Here is a 26,165-nt window from a genome sequence, read left to right as displayed (position 1 = left end):
ACTCGGCTTTCCGGACCAGGTCGTCACCAGGTCGTCTGCACGCATGCGCGGGAGCCGAGACAATCCTTGAACCGCCGCGGTGGTGGAATCGTCCCCGGTCCGGCGGCTCAGAGCCCCGGAGCTCCCCAGAGGGCGAGCCAGCGACCCGGGTCGGGCTCGAAGGGCAGGTCACTGCCGATCGCGTCTCGGACCTGGCGCTCGAACATGCTGTTCCGGGCCTTCTCACCCGACGGGCTGAACGGGTAGAACGTGCCCTGCTTGTAGAGATAGACCAGTCCGACGCGACGCCCGTCGGTGTCGGCGAAGCCGACTACCGAGCAGAGCAGGCCGGAGCCGAAGCCCTGGGTCTCCAGACCGGTGTTGACCGCGTGCAGGTCGGTGACCAGGCCGGAGACGTCGGTCGGCTCGGCGCGTACGACGAGCCAGCTGAACCCGAAGCCGTCCTCTGAGTGCTCGACCTTGGGCCCGCCGTCGGTCTCGATGAGCGCGACGGCGTCCGCCTCGACGCCCGCCATCGCCGCGCCCGCGGCTGCGCGGAAGCAGACCGACCCGATGCCTGTCGGGTTCATCCCCAGCGACGTCTGGAGGGTGATGGCGGCACCTGGGATGGCGAACAGGTTGTCGAGGTTGGGGCCCCGCGTCGCCGATCGCCCGCGGATGACGTCCCAGAGTCCCATCAGGCGCCCAACTGGGGGCCGTCCAGCGGCCGGCCGAGCTCGGTGGCGATCTTCGCGAGCTGATCCAAGCGCTGCTCGAGCGTCGGATGGGTCGAGCTGAGGGTCCGCAGACCCAGGCCGTGGATGGCTGGGGCGATGAAGAAGGCGTTCATGGTCTGGGCCTCGCGCAGGTCGCGCTGCGGCGTGGCGGAGATCTCTCCGGAGATCTTCTGCAGCGCAGAGGCGAGCGCGCCGGGCTTCTGCGTCAGGTAGGCACCCGAGCGGTCCGCGCACAGCTCGCGGTAGCGCGAGAGCATCCGGGTCAGCAGGAAGCTGATCGCGTAGACGACGAGGCTGACCACGAGCATCACCAGCCAGATCGGCATGCCACCGGCATTGTTGTTGTTGTTGTTGCGACGGCCGCCCCCGAACATCGCGCCGTACTGGGCACCGCGGGTAAGCAGTCCCGCGATGATGCCGGCCGAGGAGGCGATCGTCATCACCAGCACGTCGCGGTGGGCGACATGGGACAACTCGTGCGCGAGCACGCCCTCGAGCTCCTCGGCATTGATGGTGTTCAGGATCCCCGTGGTCACGCAAACCACGGAGCGGTTCGGCGAGCGGCCGGTGGCGAATGCGTTGGGCAGAGCGGTGTCGGCGACAGCGATCCGCGGCTTGGGCATGTCTGCCAGCGCACACAGCCGCTCGATCATGCCGTGCAGCTCCGGCGCCTGGTCCTGGGTCACCTCGCGTGCGCGCATCGCCTTGATCGCGACGGTGTCGGAGAAGTACCACTGACCCCAGGCGATGCCCAGTCCGACGATCGCGATCAGGAACGCCAGTCCGGCGTTGTTCCTGCCGAACACGTAGATGAGGGCCACGATCAGCGCCACGAAGAGTGCACCGAGCAGGAACATCACCGTGGTCATCCGGAAGGTGAGACCACCGTCCTTGATGAAACGGGTGCGCGCCATGAGGAAGAGTGCTCCTGCCTTGAGGTCAGCCGGGGATGAGCCCGTCGTCATTGAGCAACGCCCGGACCTCGTCGAGAGTTCCGTCGGCAGGCGGCAGGATGAAGTCGGAGTCCGCCAACGTGTCGGCTGCCAGCGGCGTACCCGAGGTGCGTACTGCGCCGAGAAGGGCCTCGAGTGCCGCCCCGAAATGTGCCTCGTCGCCCGTGTCGACCGCACGCTGCACAGCGGCGTCGAGCTCGTTGAGCCGGTCGAGCTCCGCGTCGGGTACGTCGAACTGCCCCTCCGCGAGGATCCGGACGATCATGACTGCGCGCCTCCCTGCCCCTCGGGCTGTGCGGACTCCTCGGCGGCCGGGGACGCCGCGGGCGCGGCGGCCTCGCCGGAACCCTGACCGAGCGCGGCGGTCTGCGAGCCGGCGACCTCGGGCGTGGTCTGCGCCTTCAGTGCCGCGAGCTCGGAGTCGACCTCGGACTGCGAGCTCATCGACTCCAGCTCGCGGCTGATGTCGTCGCCGCCACCGAGCGACGAGCTGTCCTCGAGCGCACCGGACGAGATCAGCTCGTCGATGGCGCCGGCACGCGCCTGCATCTGCTGGGTCTTGTCCTCGGCACGCTGGATCGCCATCCCCACGTCGCCCATCTCCTCGGAGATCCCGGAGAATGCCTCGTTGATCCGGGTCTGCGCCTCGGCGGCGGTGTAGGTGGCCTTGATGGTCTCCTTCTTCGTCCGGAACGCCTCGACCTTGGCCTGCAGCCGCTGGGAGGCCAGCGTCAGCTTCTCCTCCTCGGCCTGCAGCTGCGCGTGCTGGGCCTGGAGGTCGGTGATCTGGGACTGGACGCCGGACTTGCGGGTCAGCGCCTCGCGAGCGAGGTCCTCCCGGTCCATCGATAGGGCCTTCTTGGCCTGCTCGGTGAGCTTGTCGGACTGCTGGTTGAGTTGGTTGACCTGAAGCTCGACTCGCTTGCGGCTCGTCGCGACATCCGCGACGCCGCGGCGCACCTTGGTCAGCATCTCCACCTGGCGCTGGTAGCTGTAGTCGAGCGTCTCGCGGGGGTCCTCCGCCTTGTCGAGTGCCTTGCTGGCCTTGGCGCGGAAGATCATCCCGATCCGCTTCATCATGCTCATGCGCTGAGCCCCTGTTCTACCTCGTCCGTACGGCGTCGTACTGCGCCTCGATCAAACCTAGCCGACATGTCCCACCACGGGCCCGGAGATTGCGGGCGGATAGGCTCAAGATGAGCTCCACCCACCACCAGGCGACCCACGACACGACGAGGCAGCAGTTGTTCGGACGCAGTGACAAGAAGGCCACCACCCCCTCCGCTACGCAGGAGAAGGAAGGCGGCAAGGGCCGTCCGACGCCTACCCGCAAGGAGGCGGAGGCCGCGGCGCGGGAGCGTGCACGGGCGGTTGCGGACAAGAAGGGCGCTCGTCAGCGCCGGTCCTCGGACACCCGCAAGATGCGCGAGGCGATGCGGTCCGGCGACGAGCGCTACCTGCCCGCCCGTGACCAGGGTCCGGTCAAGCGGTTCGTCCGCGACTTCGTGGACAGCCGGCTGTGCTTCGCGGAGTTCCTGTTGCCGCTGCTGATCGTGATCATGGTGCTCAGCTACTCCGGCAGCCACCAGGCGAGCAGCTTCGGCAATGGACTGTGGACCGCCACGATCCTGCTGGTCATCGTGGACACCGGCTGGATGATCGTCCGGCTCCGTCGGGCGCTGCGGGCCAAATTCCCGGACGAGAGCCTGCGCGGGGTGAACTTCTACGCCATCACCCGGGTCATCCAGATGCGCTTCATGCGGATGCCGAAGGCGAAGGTCGGCATCGGCGGCAAGCCCAAGTAGCGCTACTGGGCCGAGAGCGACATCGGGCCGTAGACCTCCCGGTCACCCTCGAAGAGCGTCACCGACGCGACCCCCTCCTCGACCAGCTCCGCCCAGGACTCGCCCAGCCAGGACTCCGCATCGCCGCGGGTCGGGAACTCCTGACGGCCACCCTCGGGTTCGATGACCGCGCCCGAGGCGTTCAGCCGCTGCCACCACCACGGCAGTGCCTCGGCCGCGGAGCGGGATGGGAATGCGGACGCTTCCGGTGTCGTGCTCATGACTGCCTCACATCGGTCGAGACGAACGGCGGCTTGGTCACCACGAAGGTCTCGGGCTTTCCGCGTACGTCGACGAGTACCTCGGCGCCGAGCTGCGCCTGCTTGTTGATCAGTGCGAGCCCGACACCCTTGCGCAGCGTCGGCGAGAACGTGCCCGAGGTGATCTCGCCGATCGGCAGGTCGCGGGTCAGCCGGACGCTCATCCCGGGGCGCGGGATGGCCCGGTCCTTGGCGATCAGACCCCGCAGCGCGACGGTGGTGCCCGCCTCACGCTCAGCCACCAATGCGTCCTTGCCCCAGAAGGCGGGCTTCTTCCAGCCGACGGCCCAGCCGAGGCCCGCCATGTTCGGGGTGATCTGCGGGCTGAGATCCTGCCCGTGCAGCGGATAGCCCATCTCGGTGCGCAGGGTGTCCCGGGCTCCGAGCCCGCAGGGCAGCATGTCGTGGCTCTCCCCGGCCTCCATCAGCACGTCCCACAGTCCGAGGGCGACCGACGCGGGAGCGATCAGCTCGTAGCCCCGCTCACCGGTGTAGCCGGTGCGGCAGACCACGATGTCCTCGCCGCCGAACGGCGCCTCGACGAACGACATGTAGTCGTGGCCGACCGGGAGGCCGACCGCCTTGAGCACGTCGTCCGAGTGGGGCCCCTGGACGGCGATGACCACCTCGTCCTCGTGGTGGTCGGTGAGGGTGACCCCCTCGGGGCTGTGCTGTGAGAGCCGGCGGAGCACCTCGCCGGAGTTGGCCGCGTTCGGCACCAGCAGCAGATGGTCGTCGTCCTTGAGGTAGACGATCAGGTCGTCGACGACGCCACCGGACTGCTCGTCGCAGCACAGGGTGTACTGCGCCTTGCCGACCTCGATCCGCTCGAGGTCGTTGGTGAAGGACGAGTTCACCAGCTCCTTCGCACCGATTCCCCGGACGACGAGCTTCCCGAGGTGGCTGACGTCGAAGATGCCGACGGACTGACGGACGGCGTTGTGCTCCTTGACCACCCCCGTGGGGTACTCCAGCGGCATCTCCCAGCCACCGAACTCCGAGAACTTCGCCCCCAGCGCGACGTGGCGCTCATGGAGGGGGGACCGCTTGATGCTCATGCCTGGGGAAACTACCCCACCGCCGACCCGAGGCTGCTGACTAGCATGGCCGATCGTGACCACCTACACACTTCGCAAGGGCAGCCCGGCAACCACCCGGACCGACGTCGTCGTGGTCGGGGTCGCGCGGGACGCCAAGGGTGGTCTGGTGGTCTGCCCGGGTGGTGAGGACGTCGCGTCGGCGTACGGCCGGAAGTTCGCACCGCTGCTTGCGTCGATGGGCTTCACCGCGCGCAGCGGGGAGGTGCTGCGGATCCCGGCCGGCGAGGCGGTGAAGGCGGCCACGCTCGTGCTGGTCGGCCTCGGCGAGCGCGACCGGCTGTCCCTGCAGGAGGTACGTCGCGGCGCCGGCGTCGCGGCCCGCAACGTGGCCAACGCGGCCACCGTCGCGGTGGCCCTGCCCGCGGGGGACGCTGCACACGTCGGTGCCGTCGCGAACGGCTTCATGTCCGGCGGCTACGAGTACAGCGGATACAAGTCGGGCGAGGCGGCCAGTGCCCCCACCGAGGTCATCCTGCTGAGCGAGGTGGCCCGACGCCAGGACGCAGCCGCAGCCATGACGAGGGCTCGGGTCCTGGCAGAGCTGACCGATCACGTGCGGGACTGGGTGAACACGCCGGCGAACGATTTCACCCCGAGCCGGTTCGCCGATGCGGTCGAGGAGCTCACCACGTCGCGGAAGGACGCCGGCGTGACGCTGGAGGTGCTCGGTGTCCGCGAGCTCGAGGAGCTCGGTTGCGGCGGCATCCTGGGCGTCGGGCTGGGATCGGCCAACCCGCCCCGGATGGCCAGGCTGAGCTGGCGGCACGAGGCCCCGGTGGCGTCCGTCGCCCTGGTCGGCAAGGGGGTCACCTATGACTCGGGCGGGCTGACGATCAAGCCGGGCGGCTCGATGGCCACGATGAAGAACGACATGGCGGGCGCCGCGGCCGTGGTGGCCGCGATCCACGCCATCGCGACCCTGAACCTACCGGTCGCGGTCGAGGCCTTCGCGCCGATGGCGGAGAACATGATCTCCGGCTCGGCGATGCGGCCCGGCGACGTGATCCGGACCCATGGGGGCAAGACGGTCGAGATCACCAACACCGACGCCGAGGGCCGACTGCTGCTCGCCGACGCCCTGGGCATGGCCGCCGAGACCCGACCAGACGTGATCCTCGAGATCTCCACCCTCACCGGACCGTGCGTGGTCGCCCTGGGCGACCGGGTCGCCGGGCTCTTCGGCGACGACGGGCCGGTGACGCGGATGCGGGACGCCGCAGAGACAGCGGGCGAGCTCGTCTGGCACCTCCCCATCCCCGAGCGGATCGAGGAGCAGGTTCGCACGGAGTCCAGGCTGGCCGACGTGCTGCAGCACAACTGGGTCCGCTGGGGCTCGGCGTCCTACGCCGCGGCCTTCCTGCGGCAGTTCGTCGGCGACGTGCCCTTCGCCCACCTCGACGTCGCCGGGCCGGCGTGGAACAACGGGGCCGCCTGGGGCGACGTACCTCGCGGCGCCACCGGCTTCGGCGTGCGCACGCTGGTCGAGTACGTCGCTGCGCTGGCCCGCCCGGCCGGTGAGGACCTGGCTCAGTCTTGAACGGGCTCGTCGCCGAGCGGGGTGTCGGTGACGCTCAACTGCCTCTGGCGGCGGTTGTACTCACGCATCCGCGCAGGGATGCCGACCACGGCCGCGTCGTACGACGGGACCCCGAGCCGGTTGGCGAACTGGTGTGCCCACTGCACCGAAGGCACCCGTCGGCGGGTCCACTCGCCGTCGTGCGCCACCAGCAGCAGGGTCACGTCGCTGACCGCCGTGCGAGGCTCGACGAACCCCTCCACGCCACGCCGGGACCCGATGAAGCGCTCGAGGTGCTGCTGCGACTCAGCGACGACGGGCGGGGCGCCGGCCGTGGCGGATCGACGGCGGAACCGGTCGAACAGGCTCATGGGACAAGTGTGCTGCACCGGACCCACCGATGGCACGACAACGGGCCTGTCCGCCTGCGTGAGTACCGGCTGGTCAGTCCCTAGACTGCCCGGGGCATCCGGCGACGAGCACTCGGGAGGAACCATCGTCGACATCGAGCCCGGCTGCGCGGGCCGGACCGCGGACGAGGCATAGCAGGACCAAGTGCAAGGATGGCCGGGCAGTGGTTGCTCGACGCGAGAGGGTTGCAGTGGTGGAACAGTTCGACGTCGTCGTTCTCGGGGCCGGATCGGGGGGCTACGCCTGCGCGCTGCGGGCCGCCCAGCTCGGACTCGGGGTCGCCCTCGTCGAGAAGGGGAAGCTCGGCGGGACGTGCCTGCACGTCGGCTGCATCCCCACCAAGGCGCTGCTGCACGCCGCCGAGGTGGCCGACCTCGCCCGGGAGTCCGCGCAGTTCGGCGTCCGGGCCAGCCTCGACGGCATCGATATGGCCGGCGTCAACGGCTACAAGGATGGCGTCGTGGACCGGCTCTTCAAGGGCCTGACCGGTCTGATCCAGGGACGTGGGATCACCGTCGTCGAGGGCGAGGGTCGACTGACCGGCCCCGGGACCGTGGAGGTCGGCGGCACGACGTACACCGGCCGCAACGTGGTGCTGGCCACCGGTTCCTATGCACGGTCGCTGCCGGGCCTCGACGTCGACGGCGAGCGCGTCATCACCAGCGAGCAGGCGCTCCGCCTGGACCGGGTGCCCGGCTCGGCGATCGTGCTCGGCGGAGGCGTCATCGGCTGCGAGTTCGCCAGCGTCTGGCGCTCGTTCGGCGCCGAGGTGACCATCGTCGAGGCACTCCCCCGGCTGCTGCCGCCCGAGGACGAGTCCTCGTCGAAGTCACTCGAAAGGGCGTTCCGCAAGCGCGGCATCAAGGCAATGACCGGCACCTCGTTCCAGTCGATCGAGCTGCATGAAGACGGGGTCCGGGTGACGGTCCAGCCGGGATCCGGCGCGGCCACCACGCTCGAGGCCGACGTACTCCTGGTAGCGGTGGGTCGCGGACCGGTGACCGAGGGCCTCGGGTACGACGAGCAGGGCATCGCGATGGACCGTGGCTTCGTCCTCACCGACGACCGGATGCACACCAACGTCGACGGGGTCTACGCGGTGGGGGACATCGTCCCGGGGTTGCAGCTGGCGCATCGCGGCTTCCAGCAGGGCATCTTCGTCGCCGAGGAGATCGCGGGGCTGGCTCCACCGTCCTTCGACGAGTCCGGGATCCCGCGGGTCACCTACTGTGATCCGGAGGTCGCGTCAGTGGGACTCACCGAGGCCCAGGCCCGGGAACGGTACGGCGAGGTCGAGACGCTCACCTACGACCTCGGCGGCAACGGCAAGAGCCAGATCCTGAAGACCCAGGGCGCGGTCAAGCTGGTCCGGAGCAAGGGCGGCCCCGTCGTCGGTGTCCACCTCGTCGGCGCCCGCGTCGGCGAGCTCGTGGGCGAGGCCCAGCTCATCGTGAACTGGGACGCCCACCCAGAGGACGTCGCGCCGCTGGTGCACGCCCATCCGACCCAGAACGAGGCGCTCGGCGAGGCGCATCTGGCGCTGGCCGGAAAGCCGCTGCACGCCCACACCTGACGAACCGCGTCCGAGCCGCATAGATTTGCCTCTGATCCCGCACACGAGACGAAGGAACACGATGTCGACACCGGTCAAGCTGCCCGAGCTGGGTGAGTCCGTCACCGAAGGCACCGTCACCCGATGGCTGAAGCAGGTCGGCGACACCGTTGCGGTGGACGAGCCGCTGCTCGAGATCTCCACCGACAAGGTCGACACCGAGATCCCCTCTCCGGTGGCCGGCACGCTGCTGGAGATCAAGGCAGCGGAGGACGAGACCGTCGAGGTCGGCGCCGAGCTCTGCGTGATCGGTGACGAGGGTGAGGGCACGGCGTCGTCCGGCGACTCCAGCTCCTCGGCCCAGGCCGAGGCCGAGCCCGAGGAGGACGCGGCCGCCCCCGAGGCGGAAGAGGAACAGCCCGCGCCGGAGCGGGCCGAGGCGAGCGAGGAGCCACCGGCTGCGGCCGAGAAGCCCTCGTCCGGATCAGGAGCATCCGGCGGCGGTTCCGGTACGCCGGTCACGCTCCCGGCACTCGGCGAGTCGGTGACCGAGGGCACGGTGACCCGGTGGCTGAAGCAGGTTGGCGACACCGTGGCCGTCGACGAACCGCTCCTGGAGGTCTCCACCGACAAGGTCGACACCGAGATCCCCTCGCCGGTTGCGGGCACTCTCCTGGAGATCAAGGTCAGCGAGGACGAGACCGTCGAGGTCGGCGCCGAGCTGGCGATCGTCGGCTCCGGAGACGCTGCGCCGCAGGCTGAGACCAAGCCTGAGCCGGAACCCGAGTCGCAAGCTGAGCCCGCGCCGCAGCCCGCACCGCAGGAGGAGTCCGAGCCGCAGGAGGAGTCCGAGCCGCAGGAGGAGCCCGCACCGGCTCCCCAGGAGCAGCCGAGGCCGGCAGCGCAGCAGTCGGCGCCCGCAACCCAGGCGCAGCCCGCCGCACCCGCGGCCCGTTCCGACGACGCCGGCGCCTACGTGACACCGCTGGTCCGCAAGATGGCCACCGAGCATGGCGTCGACCTCGCCAGCGTCAAGGGCACCGGTGTCGGTGGTCGGATCCGCAAGCAGGACGTGCTCGCTGCTGCCGAGGCCGCGAAGGCAGCCGCGCCCCCGGCAGCGTCGTCGGCTGCCGCCGCCGCGCCGGCGGCAGCGCCGTCGGCCCCGTCTCCGATGCGTGGCAAGACCGAGAAGATGTCGCGGCTGCGCAAGGTGATCGCGAGCCGGATGGTGGAGTCGCTGCAGGTCTCTGCCCAGCTCACCCAGGTCATGGAGGTCGACGTCACCAACATCGCTCGTCTGCGGGATGCCGCGAAGGCGGACTTCCTGGCCCGCGAGGGGGTCAAGCTGACCTACCTTCCGTTCTTCGCCAAGGCGGCGATCGATGCGCTCAAGCAGCACCCGAAGCTCAACGCCAACATCGACACGGAGGCCGGCGAGGTCACGTACTTCGACCGCGAGAACATCGCCTTCGCCGTGGACACCGACAAGGGCCTGCTGACCCCGGTCGTCAAGGACGCCGGCGATCTGTCCATCGCTGGGCTGGCCAAGAAGATCGCCGACATCGCCGACCGCACGCGGAACAACAAGATCGGTCCCGACGATCTCAGTGGAGGCACCTTCACGATCACGAACCTGGGCACGTTCGGGGCGATGTTCGACACCCCGATCATCAACCAGCCCCAGGTGGCGATCCTCGGCCCAGGCGTGGTCACCAAGCGTCCCGTCGTGATCGACGACCCGAACCTCGGCGAGACGATCGCGGTGCGGCACATGGTCCACCTCGCGCTCACCTACGATCACCGGCTGATCGACGGCGCGGACGCCGGGCGCTTCCTGGCCGACGTCAAGACACGGCTCGAAGGCGCGCAGTTCGAGGTCTGAGGTGAAGCGGGACTGGCACGCCTGGCACCAGGAGTACGACGACCCCGTGTCGTCATTGTCCCGACGGCTCGAGGTGATCCGCCACGAGCTCGACCGGGCCCTGTCCTGGCTGGAGACCGAGGGCGTCGACCATCCCCGCCTCGTCAGCCTGTGCGCCGGCGACGGCCGAGACGTGCTGCCGGTGCTCGCCGCGGGCCACCCGACGGTCAGCGCGACGCTGGTCGAGAACGACGCTCCACTCGCCGATCGGGCCCGCGCTGAGGCCGCACGCCTGGGGCTGTCCGGTGTCGACGTACGCACCGCGGACGCCGGGGTCAGCGACAGCGTTCGCGAGCGCGTCCCGGCCCACCTGCTGATGGCCTGCGGGGTCTTCGGCAACGTTCCCGACGCCGATGTGCTGGCCACGGTGCAGAGTCTCCCGCACCTGCTCGCGGGCAACGCGCTGGTGATCTGGACCCGGGGCCACCGGATCGACCCGCGGGATCCGTCGGCCGTCGACGGCGACCCGAGCACGTTCGTCCGCCAGGCCTTCCTCGACCACGGCTTCTGCGAGGTCGCGTTCGTGCGCCCCGAGGATGCGTCCTACCGCGTGGGAGTCTCCCGGTTCACCGGCCAGCCGGCGCCGTACGCCGACGGCCTGCGGATGTTCACCTTCCGCTGACGAGAACGCCGCCAGCGCGTGTGCTCACCGCCCGGCGCCGTCAAACGTGCGTGATGGCAAGACCGAGGAACGCAGCCGACCCGGGTTTGGTCGGCAAGTGACGAGAACGCCGCCAGCGCGTGTGCTCACCGCCCGGCGCCGTCAAACGTGCGTGATGGCAAGACCGAGGAACGCAGCCGACCCGGGTTTGGTCGGCAAGTGACGAGAACGCCGCCAGCGCGTGTGCTCACCGCCCGGCGCCGTCAAACGTGCGTGATGGCAAGGCCGAGGAACGCAGCCGACCCGGGTTTGGTCGGCAAGTGACGAGAACGCCGCCAGCGCGTGTGCTCACCGCCCGGCGCCGTCAAACGTGCGTGATGGCAAGGCCGAGGAACGCAGCCGACCCGGGTTTGGTCGGCAAGTGACGAGAACGCCGCCAGCGCGTGCGTTTCACGGCGCCGTCAGAGGTTGATCATGTGGCCGGCAATACCCTCGACAGCCTCCTTGACGGCCTCGGACAGCGTCGGGTGGGCGAAGACATTGCGGGCGACCTCGTCGGCCGTGAGGTCCCACTTCTGGGCCAGGGTCAGGGCTGGCAGCAGCTCGGTGACGTCGGGACCGATCAGGTGGGCGCCGAGGATCTCGTTGTGGGTAGCGTCGGCCACCACCTTGACGAAGCCGACCGCCTCGCCCAGACCCATTGCCTTGCCGTTGGCGGAGAAGGGGAACTTCGCGACCTTGACGTCGTACCCCTTCTCCCTGGCCTGCTCCTCGGAGTAGCCGAAGGACGCGATCTGCGGCTGGCAGTACGTCGCCCGGGGAATGAAGTCGTACTCCACCGCCATCGTCTCCGCACCGGCGATGGTCTCCGCGACGACGACGCCTTGAGCCTCCGCGGTGTGGGCGAGCATCAGCTTGCCGGTGCAGTCGCCGATCGCGTAGACGCCCTCGACGTTGGTGCGCCCGAAGTCATCGATCGCGACCGCGCCGCGGTCGGTGAGCGCAACGCCGGCGGCGTCCAGGCCGTAGCCCTCGACACGGGGAGCGAACCCGAACGCTGCCAGGAATCGGTCAGCCTCGATGACCTGGCTGTCACCGCCACCCGCCGGGGCCACCGTGACCTTCACGCCCGCACCGGTGTCTTCGACGCCCTTGACGGCCGTCGACAGCAGCACCTTGATGCCGAGCTTCTTGTAGTGCTTGAGCAGCTCCTTGGAGATCTCCGCGTCCTCGGTCGGCACCATCCGGTCGAGGAACTCGACAATGGTCACATCGACCCCGAAGTTCTTGAGCACGTAGGCGAACTCCACACCGATCGCGCCCGAGCCGCCGATCACGATCGACCGGGGGAGCTCGGAGTCGAGGATCTGCTCCTCGTAGGTCACCACGTTCTTCGACAGCTGCACGCCGGGGACCAGGCGCGTGGTCGCGCCGGCGGCGATGATGATGTTCTCGCCGGTCACTTCGCGGATCGAGCCGTCCTCGCCCTTGACCTGGATGCTCTTCGGACCGGTGAAGGTGCCCCAGCCGTGGATCTCCTCGATCTTGTTCTTCTTCATCAGGAAGTGGACGCCCTTGACGATGCCGTCGGACACCGCACGGCTGCGCTGGTGGGTCGGTCCGAACTGCATCGTCGCGTCACCGACGATGCCGAACTTCTCCTTCTCCTGGCTGAGGATGTGCGCCAGCTCGGCATTGCGCAGCAGCGCCTTGGAGGGGATGCACCCCACGTTCAGGCAGACGCCTCCCCAGTACTTCAGCTCGACGACAGCAGTCTTCAGGCCGAGCTGCGAGGCGCGGATGGCGGCGACGTACCCACCGGGGCCCGCACCGAGGACGACGACATCGAAATCACTCACGAGCGACAGGCTATCCGCTCGGCTGCGACCGCGATCATGGCAGGCTGACGAGATGCACGCGCTCATCGCTGGGTCGTCCGGCTTCCTTGGCAACGCACTGGTCGAGCACCTCACGGGTGAGGGCCATCGGGTCACTCGCCTGGTGCGCCGTACGGCGGGATCGGGCGAACGCCGCTGGGACCCGTACGCCGGCCCGCTCGACCCGGACGTGCTCGCCGATGTCGACGTGGTGGTGAACCTGGCGGGCAGTCCGACGTTCGGGAACCCTCGCTCACGGAAGTGGGCCCGCAACCTGCGAGACAGCCGGGTCACCACCACGCGGGCGCTGGCCGAGGCGATCGCCTCAGGAGCGCACCGGCCCGCGCTGCTCGCCGGCAACGGCATCTCCTGGTACGGCGATCACGGCGACCAACCCCTGACCGAGGACGCGGACACCCGGGGACACAGCCTCCTCACGGACGTGACCCGGGAGTGGCAACAGGCGACTGAGGCTGCCGCCGAGGTCGGCGCCCGGGTGGTCGTGCTGCGAACGGCGCCGGTGCTCGACGCAGCGAGTCCGCCGCTGAAGCAGCTGCGGATCCTCTTCTCCCTCGGTCTCGGCGGGCCGATCGATGCGGGCCACCAGTTCTTCCCGGTGATCTCCCGGCGCGACTGGGTCGGGGCGGTCGCGCACCTGGCCACCGGCGAGGCCAGCGGCCCGGTGAACCTCTGCGCCCCGCGGACGCCGACGAACGCCGACTTCACCACGGCGCTGGCCAACGCGCTGCACCGTCCGGCGATGCTGCGCGTCCCATCGGCAGCGATCCGCCTCGCAGCGGGCCCGATGGCTCCCGAGCTGCTCGGCTCCGTGCGGGCCGTGCCCCAGCGGTTGCTGGACGACGGCTACGAGTTCGCCGATCCCGATGTGCGGTCGATCCTCGCCGCCGCCTTCGCCCCCGCCGCGCCGGGTCGCCTCAGCCGCTGACCGAGGCGACCAGCCAGGCACCGCCCCCGCCGCGGTGCAGCTCGACGGTGCGCTGCCGGGGCGGGGACACCGGGAGGGCGACGCACCGCTGGCGACCCATCCCGCTGCCGACCGCGCGGTCGACGATCACCAGCCGGAGACTGCCACCACTGCGGCCGAGCACCCGCACCGAGAAGATCTGGGTGTGCAGATCGACGACCTGCACACCGCGGTCGGAGTACTCCCGCAGCCGGCGTACGTCGGTCCTGGCAGCGGTCGACCCGGGCACGTAGAGACGACGCAACCCACTCTCGTCCTGGCGCAACCAGGCCGCCGCGCGAGCGTCGTCCCACTGGTGCAGCACCGCCAACGGGTCCGGCAGGGCGCCCGGTGCGGCCGGCCGTCGATCCGGCAGCGCGGCCGCCGTACCGCACACGCGGAAGGCCGTGCCGACCAGTGCCAGGAGGACGCAGATCCGTACCATGCCTCCACTCTGGGGCACCGCAGCGGCTCTCCGGCCGTCGTCCACAGGACGCCTTCGCCGATCTTCACCGACGCTTCACCGACCGATCCGGTCGCTGCCCGCAGGAGTAGCCTCGATGAGGTGAGTGACCTTCAGTTCCGCGTCGTCGGCTTCGGCGACGCGGCCGTCGACTACGTCGACGCCTGGGAGACACAGCGACAGGTGCACGCCGAGGTGGTGGCCGGCGGCCCCGGCACGGTACTGCTGCTCGAGCATCCCCCGGTGTTCACCTGCGGCAAGCGCACCGACCCCCACGAGCGACCCACCGACCCGGGCGGCGCCGACGTGATCGACGTCGACCGGGGCGGCAAGATCACCTTCCACGGACCGGGCCAGCTGGTCGGCTACCCGATCGTGCGGCTGCCCGACCACGTGCTGGTCGTCGACTACGTGCGTCGCATTGAAGAGGCTCTGATCGGGGTGTGCCGCGACCTCGGCGTCACCACCGCCCGGGTTCCGGGGCGCAGCGGGGTGTGGCTGCGCGCGGACGACCGCGGCCCGGAGCGCAAGGTCGGTGCGATCGGCCTGCGGGTCAGTCGCGGCGTGACGATGCATGGGTTCGCCCTCAACTGCGACGTCGACCTCGGGTGGTACGACCGCTTCGTCCCCTGCGGGATCTCCGACGCCGGGGTCACCAGCCTGAGCGCCGAGCTCGGTCGCGACGTGACGGTCGAGGAGGTGGCTCCGATCGCCGAGGCACATCTGCGTGAGTTGCTCGCCTGGGCGCCGTACGACCCGACGCCGGACTACGAGCCGCGCCCCGAGCCGGGCAGGCTGCGCGTGCCCGTGCTCGGTCCCTGAGCGTCACCGCGGCGGCGAGGACGGGTCGGCGCTGCACCACCGCCTTCGAATCGACGGTCGCCATCGGGCCCGACCATCGCTGTGCTCCGGGGCACACCCGGTCGCCTGCGTGTCCGTGCGCGTCGTCCCGCTGCCGTAGGCGCCGTTGCGTCAGACTGACCCGGTGAGCGAGGCCCCCACGAGCGACCCGGTGATCCGTACGTCGGGCCTGCGCAAGGTGTTCCGCTCCCCCGGCCAGCGTGCGGTGGTGGCCGTGGACGGGCTCGACCTGACCGTCGCCGCCGGGACCGTGCACGGCTTCCTCGGCCCGAACGGCTCCGGCAAGACCACGACGATCAGGTTGCTGCTCGGCCTGGCCCGGCCGACAGCGGGCAGCATCGAGCTGTTCGGCCAGCGCGTCCCGGCCCACCTGTCCGCCGTGGTCGACAGGCTGGGCGCAACGGTCGAGGAGCCTGCGTTCACGCCTGGGTTCACCGGCCGCCGGAACCTCATGCTGCTGGCGCGCACCGCTGGGCTGCCGCGCCGCCGTGTCGATGAGGTCCTCGAGCAGGTCGGGCTGCGCCGGCACGACCGTCGCCGGTTCGGCCGCTACTCGCTCGGCATGAAGCAGCGACTGGCGCTGGCCGCGGCACTGCTGCGCTCCCCCGACCTGTTGATCCTGGATGAGCCGGGGAATGGTCTGGACCCCGCCGGCGTACGCGACCTGCGCGAGCTCGTGCGCAGCCTCGCCGACGGAGGTACGACCGTGCTGCTGAGCTCCCACAACCTGGCCGAGGTGCAGCAGATCTGCGACGACGTGTCGATCCTCAGTGGGGGCAGGCTGCTGGCTACAGGTCCCGTGGATGCGCTGATCGGCGAGCGGCTGTCCCGCACCCGCGTCCGGGTCGGTGAGCCCGACCGAGCAGCTGAGGTCCTCCGCGCGGCGGGCTACGAGGTGAGCCACGACGCAGATGCCCTCCTGGTCGGTGGCCACGAGCACCCCGAGGATGTCACCCGCATCCTGGCCGGCCACGACCTCTTCGTCGGCGAGCTCTCCGCCGTGCGTCCCGACCTGGAGTCGTACTTCCTGCAGCTGACCGGGCACCCGATGACCGGCACGGACGAGGACGGTGGGAACCGATGACGCGACTGCTGCGGGTAGAGCTGAGCCGCTTCGTCTCCCGTCGCGCGATCGCCCTGCTGCTGCTCGCGGGGGCGGTCTTCGTGGGGGTGGTCGCCGCGAAGACGATCTGGGACACCCGGCCGCCCAGCAGCGCCGAGATCGCGACGGCTCGAGCACAGGCGCAGCTGATCGCCGGCGAGTCTCAGCTGAAGGCCCAGATCGCCAGCTGCCGACAGGATCCCGCACGATTCCTGGGCTCCGGGGCCACGGCGCAGGACTGTCGCGACACGCTGGCGGGTTCTGCACAGAGCCTGTTGCCCCGGCAACCGCTCGACCTCCGGCAGGTCCTCGGCGGCAGCGGAGCCGACGTGGCGGTCGGCTTGGTCGCGTTGATGGTGCTCGCGGCAGCGACCTTCATCGGCGCCGACTGGGCCTCGGGGGCACTGACCACACAGCTCACCTTCGCGCCCCGGCGGGGCGCGGTCTGGGTCGCGAAGGCGATGGTCGTCCTGATCGCCTCCGCCGTGGTCACCGGCGCCCTGCTGGCCTGCTTCTGGGCGACCCTGTGGATCACCTCCGATGTGCGCGACCTGCACCAGGGTCCGCACCTCTTCCACGACGTCGCCTGGCAGTGGGCCCGCGCCGTCGGCTTGGCGATGGCCGCGGGGCTGGGCAGCTACGCGCTGACGATGTTCTTCCGGCACACGGTGGCGACCCTCGGGCTGCTGTTCGCGTATGCAGCGGGCGGCGAGGTGCTGGTGAACCTGATCCCGATCGCGGGCGCGTCGCGTTGGGCGATCGGCAACAACATCTACGCCTGGCTCAACAGCCACTTCGTGTACGCCGACCCGGGCGTCGGGTGCGGCGCCTACTCCAGCTGCGACGCGGCCCGGCACCTCGGTCACGGCAATGCGGCCTGGTTCCTCGCCGTGCTGCTCGCGGTGGCGGTGCTGCCGTCGTTCCTCAGCTTCGTGCGCCGCGACGTAGGCTGAGCGGGTGACTTCCGCAGTAGCTCCCGATGGTCGAAAACTCCTCCGTCTCGAGGCCCGCAACGCCGCCACCCCGATCGAGCGCAAGCCGGAGTGGATCAAGACACGCGCGAAGATGGGACCGCAGTACCAGGAGCTCCAGCAGCTGGTGAAGAGCGAAGGCCTGCACACCGTGTGCCAGGAGGCCGGCTGCCCGAACATCTTCGAGTGCTGGGAGGACCGCGAGGCGACCTTCCTCATCGGCGGCGACCAGTGCACCCGACGCTGCGACTTCTGCCAGATCGACACCGGGAAGCCGGAGCCGCTGGACCGCGACGAGCCGCGCCGGGTCGCGGAGTCGGTCCAGCAGATGGGCCTGCGCTACGCGACCATCACCGGCGTGGCCCGCGACGACCTGCCCGACGGCGGCGCGTGGCTGTACGCCGAGACGGTGCGCGCGATCCACGAGCTGAACCCGGACACCGGCGTGGAGAACCTGATCCCGGACTTCAACGGCATCCCGGAGCTGCTCCAGCAGGTCTTCGAGTCCCGGCCCGAGGTCCTCGCCCACAATGTTGAGACGGTGCCGCGGATCTTCAAGCGGATCCGCCCGGCGTTCCGCTACGACCGCTCCCTGGACGTGCTCACCCAGGCCCGCGCGTTCGGCCTGGTCACCAAGTCCAATTTGATCCTGGGCATGGGCGAGACCCGCGAGGAGGTCAGCCAGGCGCTGCGCGACCTGCATGCCGCCGGCTGCGAGCTGGTCACGATCACCCAGTACCTCCGCCCCTCGCTGCGCCACCACCCGGTGGAGCGATGGGTGAAGCCCGAGGAGTTCGTCGAGCTGCACGACGAGGCGCTCGAGATCGGGTTCGCCGGCGTGATGAGCGGCCCGCTGGTGCGTTCGTCGTACCGCGCCGGCCGGCTCTACCAGCAGGCGATGGCAGCCCGCACCGCCACGGTCTGAGAGACTGGGGTCCATGGCACGAGACAAGTCGAAGCAGGGCCGCGCGGCCCAGATCATCCAGACCTACCGACTGACCAAGCAGTCCGACCCCAACCTGGGCTGGATCCTCCTCGGCACCTTCGCCGTCGTCGGTGTGATCGCCTTCGCAGTGCTGTTCTTCGTGCTCCAGGGGATCGTCTTCCCGATCGTCTTCGGCATCCTCTTCGGCACCCTGGCCGCCCTGATGGTCTTCGGCAGGCGAGCGCAGAAGGCGGCCTTCGCGCAGATCGAGGGCAAGCCCGGCGCCGCTGCCGCTGCGCTGGGCATGCTCAAGCGGGGCTGGAAGATCGAGCCGATGATCGCCTTCAACAAGCAGCAGGACCTGGTGACCCGGCTGGTCGGCCCTCCGGGCATCGTGCTGATCGGTGAGGGCAGCCCGAACCGGCTCAAGCAGCTGATGTCCTCCGAGCGACGCAAGCACGAGCGGGTGGCCAGCGAGACCGCGATCCACGAGGTGTACGTCGGCGACGGCGAGGGTCAGGTTCCGCTGCGCAAGCTTGGCAAGCACATGACCAAGATGAAGCGCACCCTCAAGCCCGCAGAGATGACCGACGTGCTGCAGCGGCTGAAGGCACTCGACGCGAACCGGTCCGCCGTACCGCTGCCCAAGGGGCCGGTGCCGACGTCGATGAAGGGGATGCGCGGCAACCTCCGCGGTCGCTGACTGCGGCGTGCGCCCCCGGTCAGGCCTTGGGCTTGGCCACCAGGTCCGAGGCTGGCGGGGCGCTGATGTGCACCGGCTTGCCCCAGTTCGTGACGTCCACCCGGGTCTGCTGACCCATCAGGTCGATGACGATCCGTCGCATCAGGTGGTTGCTGTCGAGATACATGTCGTAGGTGACCGTGTGCGGGATCTTGTCCTTGGCGGCCTTCGGGACCGCTGTGCCCATCTGCTTGAGCATCGCGCGCGCGTCGACGGTGACCTTGTAGTGGTCGACCTTGGCGCCGTCGACGGTGTCGGCGCCGATGTACTGGACCTTCTGCAGGCCCTTGGACATCGCCTCGAGATTGCCCTGCGGGCCGAAGTTGCGGATCTGCCCGATCAGCGGGCCGATATTGGGGTCGCTCGCCGTGAGCTTGACGAACTTGCCGGCGGGGGTGAGCCCGGGCATCGACATGTAGAGCACGCCGTCGACGATCCGCACCTCGCCCTTCTGGCCGTTCACCGCGAGGGTCATCGCCATCGCCGAGGCCTTGCCCGCATAGGACACGTCACCGTCGACCTTGAGCAGCTGGGACCGGACCGCTACGTGCGCCGTCTTCTGGGCACCGACAGCGGAGGACACGGTCTGCACGAAGTCGGCCTTCGTCAGGCGGCCCGCCGTGGCGGACCCCGTGGTCGTGCCCGTGGACCCGGAGGGAGACGACACGGGAGCCGACGTACTGTGGCCGGCCGCGCTGGAGCCGCCGCACCCGGTCAGACCGAGGACTGCGGTGGTGGAGACGGCGGCCAGTGCAAGGGCTCGGGACCTGTTCATGTTCTCGCTCCTGTCAGCAACGGTGGTCGATCGGCACGCTTGCTCAGCGGGTCGATCAGCGGGCCTTCGGCAACCGGTAGGCAGCCGAGCCCGTGGCCATGTCGTGCAGCCCACGTCCGTCGGGCCGGAACACCAGCGGCGGAATCACCAGGCACACCATCAGGCTACGCAACAGGGCCATGAGCAGGCTGAGCGGCTTGCCATCGGTGCGCAACACCCGGATCCGGGTGAGCATCTGGCCGAAGGACCCCCCGACGATGGCAGTGCCGACTCCGGTCTCGATGAAGAACACGATCAGGGGGGCGAACGAGCTCCGGCTGTATCCCTCGGGACCGAGGATCGCGAGGGCCACCAGCGCGCTCGCCACGCCGTCGATCAGCACGGCGCCGATCCGACGCCCCCACGAAGCCAGCTCGAGGCCGGCGGGCGCGGGCGGAGGGGCGGAGGGTCCAGACATCGCGCCGACCCTATCCGCGGGAGCACGCTGACCGTCAGGTGGGCAGGTGTTACACGCCCGAAACAAAGCGGATACGGTCGATTAACCGCCCATGCGTACCTTTCGGATCAACGCGGCGCCCCCATGGTGTCGCCCGGACCACTGTGCGGCCCGCTCATCGCGGGCCAAGGAGGACGAATGTTCAACAACAGCGAAGAGCTGCTGAAGTACATCAAGGACGAGGGCGTCGAGATGGTCGACGTGCGCTTCTGCGACCTGCCCGGCGTCATGCAGCACTTCACGGTGCCAGTCTCGTCCTTCGGCCAGTCGGTCTTCGACGAAGGCCTCGGCTTCGACGGCTCCTCGATCCGCGGCTTCCAGGCGATCCACGAGTCGGACATGCAGTTGTTCCCCGACCCGACGACGGCGTACATCGACCCGTTCCGGGTGGCCAAGACCCTGGTGGTGAACTTCTTCATCCACGACCCGATCACCGGGGAGGCGTACTCGCGCGACCCTCGCAACATCGCGCGCAAGGCGATGGCCTACCTGGCGAGCACGGGCATCGGCGACAGGGCCTACTTCGCCCCCGAGGCCGAGTTCTACGTCTTCGACTCGGTGCGTTTCGAGACCAAGACCAACGCGGGCTTCTACCACATCGACTCCGAGGCAGGCGCCTGGAACACCGGGTCGGAGGAGAACAACCGCGGCTACAAGGTGAAGTACAAGGGCGGCTACTTCCCGGTGGCGCCGTACGACCACTTCGGCGAGCTCCGTGACGAGATGGTCGTCGAACTGGAGCGCGCCGGACTGCAGGTCGAGCGTGCCCACCACGAGGTCGGCACCGCAGGGCAGGCGGAGATCAACTACCGCTTCGATGAGCTGCTCAAGGCCGCCGACGACGTGATGAAGTTCAAGTACATCGTCAAGAACGTCGCATGGCGCAACAACAAGACCGCGACGTTCATGCCGAAGCCGATCTTCGGCGACAACGGCTCCGGGATGCACTGCCACCAGTCGATCTGGAACAACGGCGAGCCGCTGTTCTACGACGAGACGGGGTACGCCGGGCTGTCCGACATGGCGCGCTACTACATCGGCGGCATCCTCAAGCACGCCCCGTCGCTGTTGGCGTTCACCAACCCGACGGTGAACTCCTACCACCGGCTGGTGCCAGGCTTCGAGGCGCCGATCTCGCTGGTCTACAGCCAACGGAACCGCTCGGCCTGTGTCCGGATCCCGATCACCGGGTCGAACCCGAAGGCGAAGCGGATCGAGTTCCGCTGTCCCGACCCGTCGGCCAACCCCTACCTGGCGTTCTCCGCGCTGTTGCTCGCCGGCCTGGACGGCATCCAGAACAAGATCGAGCCTGCCGACCCGGTGGACAAGGACATCTACGAGCTCCCGCCGGACGAGATGGCCGAGATCGACCAGGTTCCCACCTCGCTCGACGCGGTGCTGAACACCCTCGAGGCCGACCACGACTTCCTCACCGTCGGAAACGTGTTCACCCCGGACCTGATCGAGACCTGGATCGACTACAAGCGCACTAACGAAATCCTGCCCGTGCAGCAGCGCCCGCACCCTCACGAGTTCGAGCTCTACTACGACATCTAGGCCATACGGCCCAGTGAACTGGCCTCTGACGCGAAGATTCATTCCCAGCGGGTGGGTCTCGAGTCAGGGGCCGGTTGGTTTATGAGGCGTTGTCGAGCGTGACTCGGTTCCCACGACGGCTTCTTCCGCGGGACCCGTTTTTCGTCTTACGATATTGGCATGGTCAGTGACGAGCAGGTCCAGCAGTGGGCGGACGAGGCCGAAGCTGGCTACGACGTCGAGGAGATGAAGCGCCGCGGACGCGGTCGTCCCGGGCGTGGCGCCGAACCGATGCAGGTAGTGGCCGTCCGTCTAACCGCTGAAGAGCTCGCTGCGGTCGACGCCATCGCCGAACGCGAGCACATTTCGCGATCCGAGGCGATCCGCAGGGCGCTGGCCAGCTTCGAGGCGTGAAGGTCCACGACAGCGCACTCAAGCACGGAGTACTCGCAGAGGACTCGGTCCAGGCAGCCGACTGGCCGGTCTGGGCCGAGCCACTCGACGAAGCGGACTGGCCGCACCTCGAGCTTCGGCTCGGATTCGGCACTCAAGCGCGCCTGCTCGAGACCGTCGTTCTCATCTTCGAGAGCGGCGGCGAGATGGTCATCCACGCCATGGCAGCCCGCAAGCAGTACTTGGAACCTACTGCTCTGAGTCGGGACTTCATATCACCGCAAGGCGATCCCGTTGTGGCACGCTCCGCGGGCCGATCCGCTGCCGGGCTTGTGTTGGCTGACCTCGTCGGCCTACGTCGCACCCGTGGTGTCCATCTCGCCTCGGCTGAAGGCGTCGTACACGTGCTGGACCAACTGTGGATTCGGCTTTGAGTTGTCCATCGGGCTTCCTCCGTTCAGTCATCGGTAGGCCCTCTGAGAATCACAAGCCGCCAGCAGGGCCACCGAGAGGAAACTGCGGCCTCTCTACGATGTACCGGCGACCAGCACCCCTGAACTGCGCTCGGGCGGTCCGGAGAGCAGCGGGAGCAGGTGCTCTCGCATCCAGGGTCCGCCGATGTCGGCGGAGACCCGCTCCTCGGTCTCCTTGTCAGGGAAGCTCAGGACGAGGATCGCGTGGCCGTCGTCGACTTGCACGACGCTGACGGATCGTGCGCCTGCGGCCAGGATCTGTTCACAGACCTCGCCGGCAGCACCGATGACCGACTCCGTCAGCGGTGCCGCGAGCCGCAGGTGGTTGACGACCACGCGGGTCATCAGCGCGAGATCTCTTGCAGGATCAGCAGTGTCTCGGGCCGGACGCCGTCATGCTGCATCGCTGCGGGCATCTCCTCATCCGCGAGGACCTTCGGCACCACTGCGAGGTCGGGCACCTCCAGGATCAGCCCGACGCGGTTGGAGCCGTTGGGGTCGGTGAAGGTGCGGATCTGGGTGACGTCGTACTTCCCGAAGAGCTCGGTCCGCTTGGGCGAGGTGAGCCATTGGTCGACGTTCTCGACTTCGTGGAAGGCCAGCACTGTAGGCATCGGGTACTACTTCCCGCGGCGTTGCCGCTGTCATCCGAGATCGATTTTCTGAGCATCCACCCGCGTGGCAATATTGTCAACCATGGTGAACTATTTGTAGCGTGGTGTGATGCCGAAGAGCCTGCAGGTCCTCTTGCGCGATGCGCATGCCGCTGTCGACGCCGAGGTGGCCGCGGCGGCGACTCGCGCCGGCTTCAGCGAGCTCAATCCCGGGCACCACGTCGTGCTGCGCAACCTCGGCGAGCTCGGAGCCCGTCCCAGCGAGATGGCTGCCGCCGCGGGAGTCACCCGTCAGGCGATCACCAAGGTCGTCGATGATCTGGAACGGCGCGGAGTGGTCCGCCGCGAACCGGACCCGGTCGACGGTCGGGGTGTGGTCGTCCGCTACACCGAGCGCGGTCTCGAGGGTCTCGCGGTAGCCCGCCGGCGTATGGCCGCCATGGAGGCCGACTTCTCCGCCAGGATCGGCGCCGACCGCTGGGCCGAGGTGCGCATCGCCCTCGAGATCCTCTTCCCCGAACACCCCAAGACACCGCATCCGCGGTGACGGTGCCGCCGAGCGCCGCCCCGACCGCCACGACATCGCGGCGCCAGATGATGAACTCAATCGCGTTGCAGCGCGTGCTCCCAAAGATGCTTCTCGTCGCGGCCCGAAGGACTCGGCCGACGCCAGTGGCTTGGCGATCGCACACGCCGTCCCGCTACACGATCTCATGCGGAACGCCCGGATCTGGCCGCTCGCAGCGTCTAGCTGGAGCTGCGTGATTTGGGAGCAGCCCGGACATGTGCGCGTTCGCCGTGCTTGCCGATCAGGCTGAGGTACTCCACAGGTCCTGAGCTGGTGGCGGCGAACCAGTGCGGGGTGCGGGTATCGAACTCGGCAGCCTCGCCGGGTTCGAGGATGAGGTCGTGCTCCCCTAGGACGAGGCGGAGCCTGCCATTGAGAACGTAGACCCAGTCGTATCCCTGGTGAGTGCGCATGTCGGGCTCGGCGTCATCTCGCCCGGCGGGGAGGACGAACTTGTAGGCCTGGATCCCGCCGGGACGGCGGGTGAGGGGCAGGATCGTGGACCCGTCGGCGCACGGGATGGGCCGCAGGTTGATGCGTGGGTTGCCGGTGGGTGGTGCATCGACAAGCTCGTCGAGGGTGACGCCGTACGCGCGGGCCAGGGGCAGCAGTTGTTCCAGAGTCGGACGCCGCAGTCCGGCCTCGAGCCGGGACAGTGTGCTGGTCGAAATGCCGGTCTCCTGGGCGAGGCCACTGAGAGTGATGTCGCGACGCCGGCGGAGTTCCTTGAGTCGCGGCCCCAACGCGTCGAGGGTGCGATCGGGCGAGTCGTCCATGGCTTCAGTTTGCCATTCGGCAACAACGTTTGCGAATCCGATCCCTCCTGCGCACCATCTGAGCAAGCGGGTGTCGAGCGATGCCCTCGCCCATCGAAGGAGTTGACATGGCGGAGCAAGACCCAGTGTGGGACGTGGTCATCGTCGGCGGAGGCGCGGCCGGACTCAGCGCCGCGCTGACCCTGGCGCGGGCCCGCCGCCGAGTCACCGTCGTCGACGCCGGCGAACCGCGGAACGCGCCGGCTGACGCCGTGCACGGGCTGTTGGCGCTGGACGGGGTGAGTCCTGGCGAACTGCTGGCGCGCGGTCGCCAGGAAGTCCTCGGGTACGGCGGCGATCTCGTCGCTGACGAGGTGGTCGACGTGCAGCTAGGGACGTGTGGGTTCGCGGTCGCGCTCCGCAACGGCCCTACCCTGCAGGCCCGACGGCTCTTGATCGCTACCGGCCTGGCCGACGAACTGCCCGACATCCCCGGTATCCGGGAGCAGTGGGGCCACGGCGTGCTGCACTGCCCGTACTGCCACGGCTGGGAAGTCCGCGACCGCTCCGTCGGAGTGCTGGCCACCGGGCCGATGTCGGTCCACCAGGCCCTGCTGTTCCGCCAGTGGAGCCCCTACGTCGTATTCTTCGCCGGCGAGCAGCCGCCCGCCCCGGAGGACCGGGCCCGACTGCACGCTCTCGACATCGCGATCATCGAAGGCCCGATCGCGCAGGTCGAGGTCGTCGGCGATCGCGTGACCGGCGTGCGTCTGGCCGACGAGCAGCTGATCGAGGTCGACGTTGCGGTAGTTTCGCCGCGAATGGTCGCCCGTGCCGACGTCTTCGCCGGGATCGGCGTCGAACCGACCGAACATCCGGCCGGCTCGTTCATCGAGGCCGACGCCACCGGGCGGACCAGCGTCCCCGGGGTATGGGTCGCTGGAAACGCCTCCGATCTCTCCGCCCAAGTCAGTGCGGCCGCCGCGGAGGGAGCTCGTGCGGCCCAGCACATCAATGCCGACCTCGTGATGGAAGACCTCGCCGAGGCCGTGGCCGCCGTCGGACGGGAGCGGGCCCACCGATGACGCACTCGTTCGACGAGGACTATTGGGACCAGCGCTGGCCGGGCGACCGAACCGGTGCCCCGATGGCAATGGCCGAGGGCCCGCCCAACCCCCACCTGGTGCGGGAGGTCGACAACCTGGAACCCGGGACCGCGCTCGATACCGGCTGTGGCGCGGGAGTGGAGGCGATCTGGCTCGCGTCACGCGGCTGGCAGGTCACCGGAGCGGACATCGCGGGGCAAGCCTTAGGCCGAGCGGCCGAGCGGCCGAGCGCGCCACCGCGAGCGGCGTCGCCGATCGGGTGCGCTGGGTCCAGGCAGACCTGTCCCGGTGGGGGACCGGGTGCGACGTACGACCTGGTCACCACCCACTACGCGCACCCTGCGATGCCGCAGCTGGAGTTCTACGACCGTGTCGCCTCCTGGGTCGCCCCGGGCGGCACCCTGCTGATCGTCGGACACCTCCACCACAACCACGATGGCGGGCACGGGAACCGGCCGGACGGGGCTGATCCTCCTGCTTCAGCGTCGGTGACCGCGGCCGGCGTCACGGCACGCCTCGACCTGACCGTGTGGAAGGTCGTGACCGCACGGGAGTCACACCGCACCTTGGCCGGCGCCCACAGCGGCGGCGCTGCAACGCTCCACGACGTCGTCCTTCGAGCGACCCGCCGCCACTGACCCAGCCATTCAGCACGCGTCGGTGCCGGTGA

At 69.2% G+C, this 26,165-nt stretch carries 31 protein-coding genes; 17 read left to right on the top strand and 14 right to left on the bottom strand.

The features are described from left to right. Positions 1–107: 107 nt before the first annotated feature. The 4 genes from pspAB to Q9R13_RS00720 are packed head-to-tail and all read right to left on the bottom strand — an operon-like array spanning position 108 to position 2,755. Positions 108–677 carry a PspA-associated protein PspAB gene (gene pspAB, locus Q9R13_RS00735; RefSeq protein WP_310963120.1) on the bottom strand — a complete coding sequence of 190 codons (570 nt, stop codon included), beginning with the start codon at positions 675–677 and terminating at the stop codon, positions 108–110. Continuing rightward, on the bottom strand, positions 677–1,630 hold the full coding sequence (htpX, locus tag Q9R13_RS00730) for a zinc metalloprotease HtpX (RefSeq protein WP_310963119.1): 954 nt from the start codon (positions 1,628–1,630) through the stop codon (positions 677–679). The genes pspAB and htpX overlap by 1 nt, the downstream gene beginning before the upstream one ends. Before the next feature lie 25 nt (positions 1,631–1,655). Continuing rightward, positions 1,656–1,934 carry a PspA-associated protein PspAA gene (pspAA, locus tag Q9R13_RS00725; protein ID WP_310963118.1) on the bottom strand — a complete coding sequence of 93 codons (279 nt, stop codon included), beginning with the start codon at positions 1,932–1,934 and terminating at the stop codon, positions 1,656–1,658. After that, a complete protein-coding gene (locus tag Q9R13_RS00720) occupies positions 1,931–2,755 on the bottom strand; it encodes a PspA/IM30 family protein (protein ID WP_310963117.1) in 825 nt (274 codons plus the stop codon). The genes pspAA and Q9R13_RS00720 overlap by 4 nt, the downstream gene beginning before the upstream one ends. A 110-nt stretch (positions 2,756–2,865) precedes the next feature. Here Q9R13_RS00720 and Q9R13_RS00715 point away from each other — a divergent pair, with 110 nt between their 5' ends. Continuing rightward, complete coding sequence (locus Q9R13_RS00715; RefSeq protein WP_310963116.1) at positions 2,866–3,474, top strand: DUF3043 domain-containing protein; 609 nt, start codon at positions 2,866–2,868, stop codon at positions 3,472–3,474. 2 nt (positions 3,475–3,476) lie between these two features. Here the strand turns inward: Q9R13_RS00715 and Q9R13_RS00710 are convergent, their stop codons facing one another. Together Q9R13_RS00710 and gcvT are read right to left on the bottom strand one after the other, a co-directional pair. Then, on the bottom strand, positions 3,477–3,734 hold the full coding sequence (locus Q9R13_RS00710) for a hypothetical protein (protein WP_310963115.1): 258 nt from the start codon (positions 3,732–3,734) through the stop codon (positions 3,477–3,479). Then, positions 3,731–4,831 (bottom strand): glycine cleavage system aminomethyltransferase GcvT, encoded by a 1,101-nt coding sequence (gene gcvT, locus Q9R13_RS00705; RefSeq protein WP_310963114.1) that lies wholly within the window; start codon positions 4,829–4,831, stop codon positions 3,731–3,733. The genes Q9R13_RS00710 and gcvT overlap by 4 nt, the downstream gene beginning before the upstream one ends. Positions 4,832–4,886: 55 nt before the next feature. Here gcvT and Q9R13_RS00700 point away from each other — a divergent pair, with 55 nt between their 5' ends. Beyond that, complete coding sequence (locus tag Q9R13_RS00700; RefSeq protein ID WP_310963113.1) at positions 4,887–6,410, top strand: leucyl aminopeptidase; 1,524 nt, start codon at positions 4,887–4,889, stop codon at positions 6,408–6,410. On the opposite strand, the gene Q9R13_RS00695 is transcribed toward Q9R13_RS00700, so the two are convergent. Beyond that, positions 6,401–6,760, bottom strand: coding sequence for a hypothetical protein (locus Q9R13_RS00695; RefSeq protein WP_310963112.1), 360 nt, complete (start codon positions 6,758–6,760; stop codon positions 6,401–6,403). The two genes, Q9R13_RS00700 and Q9R13_RS00695, sit on opposite strands and share 10 nt — an antisense overlap. Before the next feature lie 233 nt (positions 6,761–6,993). Here Q9R13_RS00695 and lpdA (Q9R13_RS00690) point away from each other — a divergent pair, with 233 nt between their 5' ends. From lpdA (Q9R13_RS00690) to Q9R13_RS00680, 3 genes are all read left to right on the top strand, one after another. Beyond that, the gene (gene lpdA, locus Q9R13_RS00690) at positions 6,994–8,373 is read left to right on the top strand and encodes a dihydrolipoyl dehydrogenase (protein WP_458295157.1); all 1,380 of its coding nucleotides are present in this window, start codon (positions 6,994–6,996) and stop codon (positions 8,371–8,373) included. A gap of 61 nt (positions 8,374–8,434) precedes the next feature. After that, positions 8,435–10,234 (top strand): 2-oxoglutarate dehydrogenase, E2 component, dihydrolipoamide succinyltransferase, encoded by a 1,800-nt coding sequence (gene sucB, locus Q9R13_RS00685; protein WP_310963110.1) that lies wholly within the window; start codon positions 8,435–8,437, stop codon positions 10,232–10,234. 1 nt (position 10,235) lies between these two features. After that, entirely contained in the window at positions 10,236–10,895 is a 660-nt protein-coding gene (locus Q9R13_RS00680; RefSeq protein WP_310963109.1) for a class I SAM-dependent methyltransferase, read from the top strand. Positions 10,896–11,335: 440 nt separating this feature from the next. Here the strand turns inward: Q9R13_RS00680 and lpdA (Q9R13_RS00675) are convergent, their stop codons facing one another. Next, a complete protein-coding gene (lpdA, locus tag Q9R13_RS00675) occupies positions 11,336–12,733 on the bottom strand; it encodes a dihydrolipoyl dehydrogenase (protein WP_397218722.1) in 1,398 nt (465 codons plus the stop codon). Positions 12,734–12,785: 52 nt separating this feature from the next. Between lpdA (Q9R13_RS00675) and Q9R13_RS00670 the strand changes: the two genes are divergently transcribed. Next, positions 12,786–13,697, top strand: a complete 912-nt coding sequence (locus Q9R13_RS00670; protein ID WP_310963108.1) for a TIGR01777 family oxidoreductase — start codon at positions 12,786–12,788, stop codon at positions 13,695–13,697. On the opposite strand, the gene Q9R13_RS00665 is transcribed toward Q9R13_RS00670, so the two are convergent. Then, complete coding sequence (locus tag Q9R13_RS00665; RefSeq protein ID WP_310963107.1) at positions 13,687–14,160, bottom strand: hypothetical protein; 474 nt, start codon at positions 14,158–14,160, stop codon at positions 13,687–13,689. The genes Q9R13_RS00670 and Q9R13_RS00665 overlap by 11 nt on opposite strands. A gap of 120 nt (positions 14,161–14,280) precedes the next feature. Between Q9R13_RS00665 and lipB the strand changes: the two genes are divergently transcribed. From lipB to Q9R13_RS00640, 5 genes are all read left to right on the top strand, one after another. Further along, on the top strand, positions 14,281–15,000 hold the full coding sequence (lipB, locus tag Q9R13_RS00660; RefSeq protein ID WP_310963106.1) for a lipoyl(octanoyl) transferase LipB: 720 nt from the start codon (positions 14,281–14,283) through the stop codon (positions 14,998–15,000). Positions 15,001–15,163: 163 nt separating this feature from the next. Continuing rightward, positions 15,164–16,123 carry an ABC transporter ATP-binding protein gene (locus Q9R13_RS00655; protein ID WP_310963105.1) on the top strand — a complete coding sequence of 320 codons (960 nt, stop codon included), beginning with the start codon at positions 15,164–15,166 and terminating at the stop codon, positions 16,121–16,123. Then, entirely contained in the window at positions 16,120–17,094 is a 975-nt protein-coding gene (locus Q9R13_RS00650; protein WP_310963104.1) for a hypothetical protein, read from the top strand. Before Q9R13_RS00655 ends, Q9R13_RS00650 begins: the two co-directional genes overlap by 4 nt. A 4-nt stretch (positions 17,095–17,098) precedes the next feature. Then, positions 17,099–18,037, top strand: coding sequence for a lipoyl synthase (gene lipA, locus Q9R13_RS00645; protein WP_310963103.1), 939 nt, complete (start codon positions 17,099–17,101; stop codon positions 18,035–18,037). A 13-nt stretch (positions 18,038–18,050) separates the two neighbouring features. Beyond that, positions 18,051–18,740, top strand: coding sequence for a DUF4191 domain-containing protein (locus Q9R13_RS00640; RefSeq protein ID WP_310963102.1), 690 nt, complete (start codon positions 18,051–18,053; stop codon positions 18,738–18,740). Positions 18,741–18,759: 19 nt separating this feature from the next. On the opposite strand, the gene Q9R13_RS00635 is transcribed toward Q9R13_RS00640, so the two are convergent. Continuing rightward, positions 18,760–19,554, bottom strand: a complete 795-nt coding sequence (locus tag Q9R13_RS00635) for an LppX_LprAFG lipoprotein (protein ID WP_310963101.1) — start codon at positions 19,552–19,554, stop codon at positions 18,760–18,762. 55 nt (positions 19,555–19,609) lie between these two features. Beyond that, a complete protein-coding gene (locus Q9R13_RS00630; RefSeq protein ID WP_310963100.1) occupies positions 19,610–20,011 on the bottom strand; it encodes an RDD family protein in 402 nt (133 codons plus the stop codon). A gap of 177 nt (positions 20,012–20,188) precedes the next feature. Here Q9R13_RS00630 and glnA point away from each other — a divergent pair, with 177 nt between their 5' ends. From glnA to Q9R13_RS00615, 3 genes are all read left to right on the top strand, one after another. Next, on the top strand, positions 20,189–21,607 hold the full coding sequence (gene glnA, locus Q9R13_RS00625) for a type I glutamate--ammonia ligase (protein WP_310963099.1): 1,419 nt from the start codon (positions 20,189–20,191) through the stop codon (positions 21,605–21,607). A 159-nt stretch (positions 21,608–21,766) separates the two neighbouring features. Next, positions 21,767–22,000, top strand: a complete 234-nt coding sequence (locus Q9R13_RS00620) for a ribbon-helix-helix domain-containing protein (RefSeq protein ID WP_310963098.1) — start codon at positions 21,767–21,769, stop codon at positions 21,998–22,000. Continuing rightward, positions 21,997–22,413, top strand: a complete 417-nt coding sequence (locus Q9R13_RS00615) for a hypothetical protein (RefSeq protein WP_310963097.1) — start codon at positions 21,997–21,999, stop codon at positions 22,411–22,413. Before Q9R13_RS00620 ends, Q9R13_RS00615 begins: the two co-directional genes overlap by 4 nt. 93 nt (positions 22,414–22,506) lie before the next feature. On the opposite strand, the gene Q9R13_RS00610 is transcribed toward Q9R13_RS00615, so the two are convergent. Then, a complete protein-coding gene (locus Q9R13_RS00610) occupies positions 22,507–22,797 on the bottom strand; it encodes a hypothetical protein (protein ID WP_310963096.1) in 291 nt (96 codons plus the stop codon). Then, on the bottom strand, positions 22,797–23,066 hold the full coding sequence (locus tag Q9R13_RS00605; protein WP_310961346.1) for a hypothetical protein: 270 nt from the start codon (positions 23,064–23,066) through the stop codon (positions 22,797–22,799). Before Q9R13_RS00605 ends, Q9R13_RS00610 begins: the two co-directional genes overlap by 1 nt. Positions 23,067–23,175: 109 nt before the next feature. Between Q9R13_RS00605 and Q9R13_RS00600 the strand changes: the two genes are divergently transcribed. Next, positions 23,176–23,613, top strand: a complete 438-nt coding sequence (locus Q9R13_RS00600; protein WP_310963095.1) for a MarR family winged helix-turn-helix transcriptional regulator — start codon at positions 23,176–23,178, stop codon at positions 23,611–23,613. 200 nt (positions 23,614–23,813) lie between these two features. Here Q9R13_RS00600 and Q9R13_RS00595 read toward each other — a convergent pair whose 3' ends face one another. Then, positions 23,814–24,410 (bottom strand): helix-turn-helix domain-containing protein, encoded by a 597-nt coding sequence (locus Q9R13_RS00595; protein ID WP_310963094.1) that lies wholly within the window; start codon positions 24,408–24,410, stop codon positions 23,814–23,816. Positions 24,411–24,517: 107 nt separating this feature from the next. Here Q9R13_RS00595 and Q9R13_RS00590 point away from each other — a divergent pair, with 107 nt between their 5' ends. Next, positions 24,518–25,474, top strand: coding sequence for an NAD(P)/FAD-dependent oxidoreductase (locus Q9R13_RS00590; protein WP_310963093.1), 957 nt, complete (start codon positions 24,518–24,520; stop codon positions 25,472–25,474). Beyond that, entirely contained in the window at positions 25,471–26,133 is a 663-nt protein-coding gene (locus Q9R13_RS00585; RefSeq protein ID WP_310963092.1) for a class I SAM-dependent methyltransferase, read from the top strand. Before Q9R13_RS00590 ends, Q9R13_RS00585 begins: the two co-directional genes overlap by 4 nt. Positions 26,134–26,165 lie beyond the last annotated feature (32 nt).

It is taken from the genome of Nocardioides marmorisolisilvae, from assembly GCF_031656915.1.
Taxonomy (GTDB): Bacteria; Actinomycetota; Actinomycetes; order Propionibacteriales; family Nocardioidaceae; genus Marmoricola; species Marmoricola terrisoli.
This window is presented reverse-complemented; position numbering and strand designations above follow the sequence as displayed.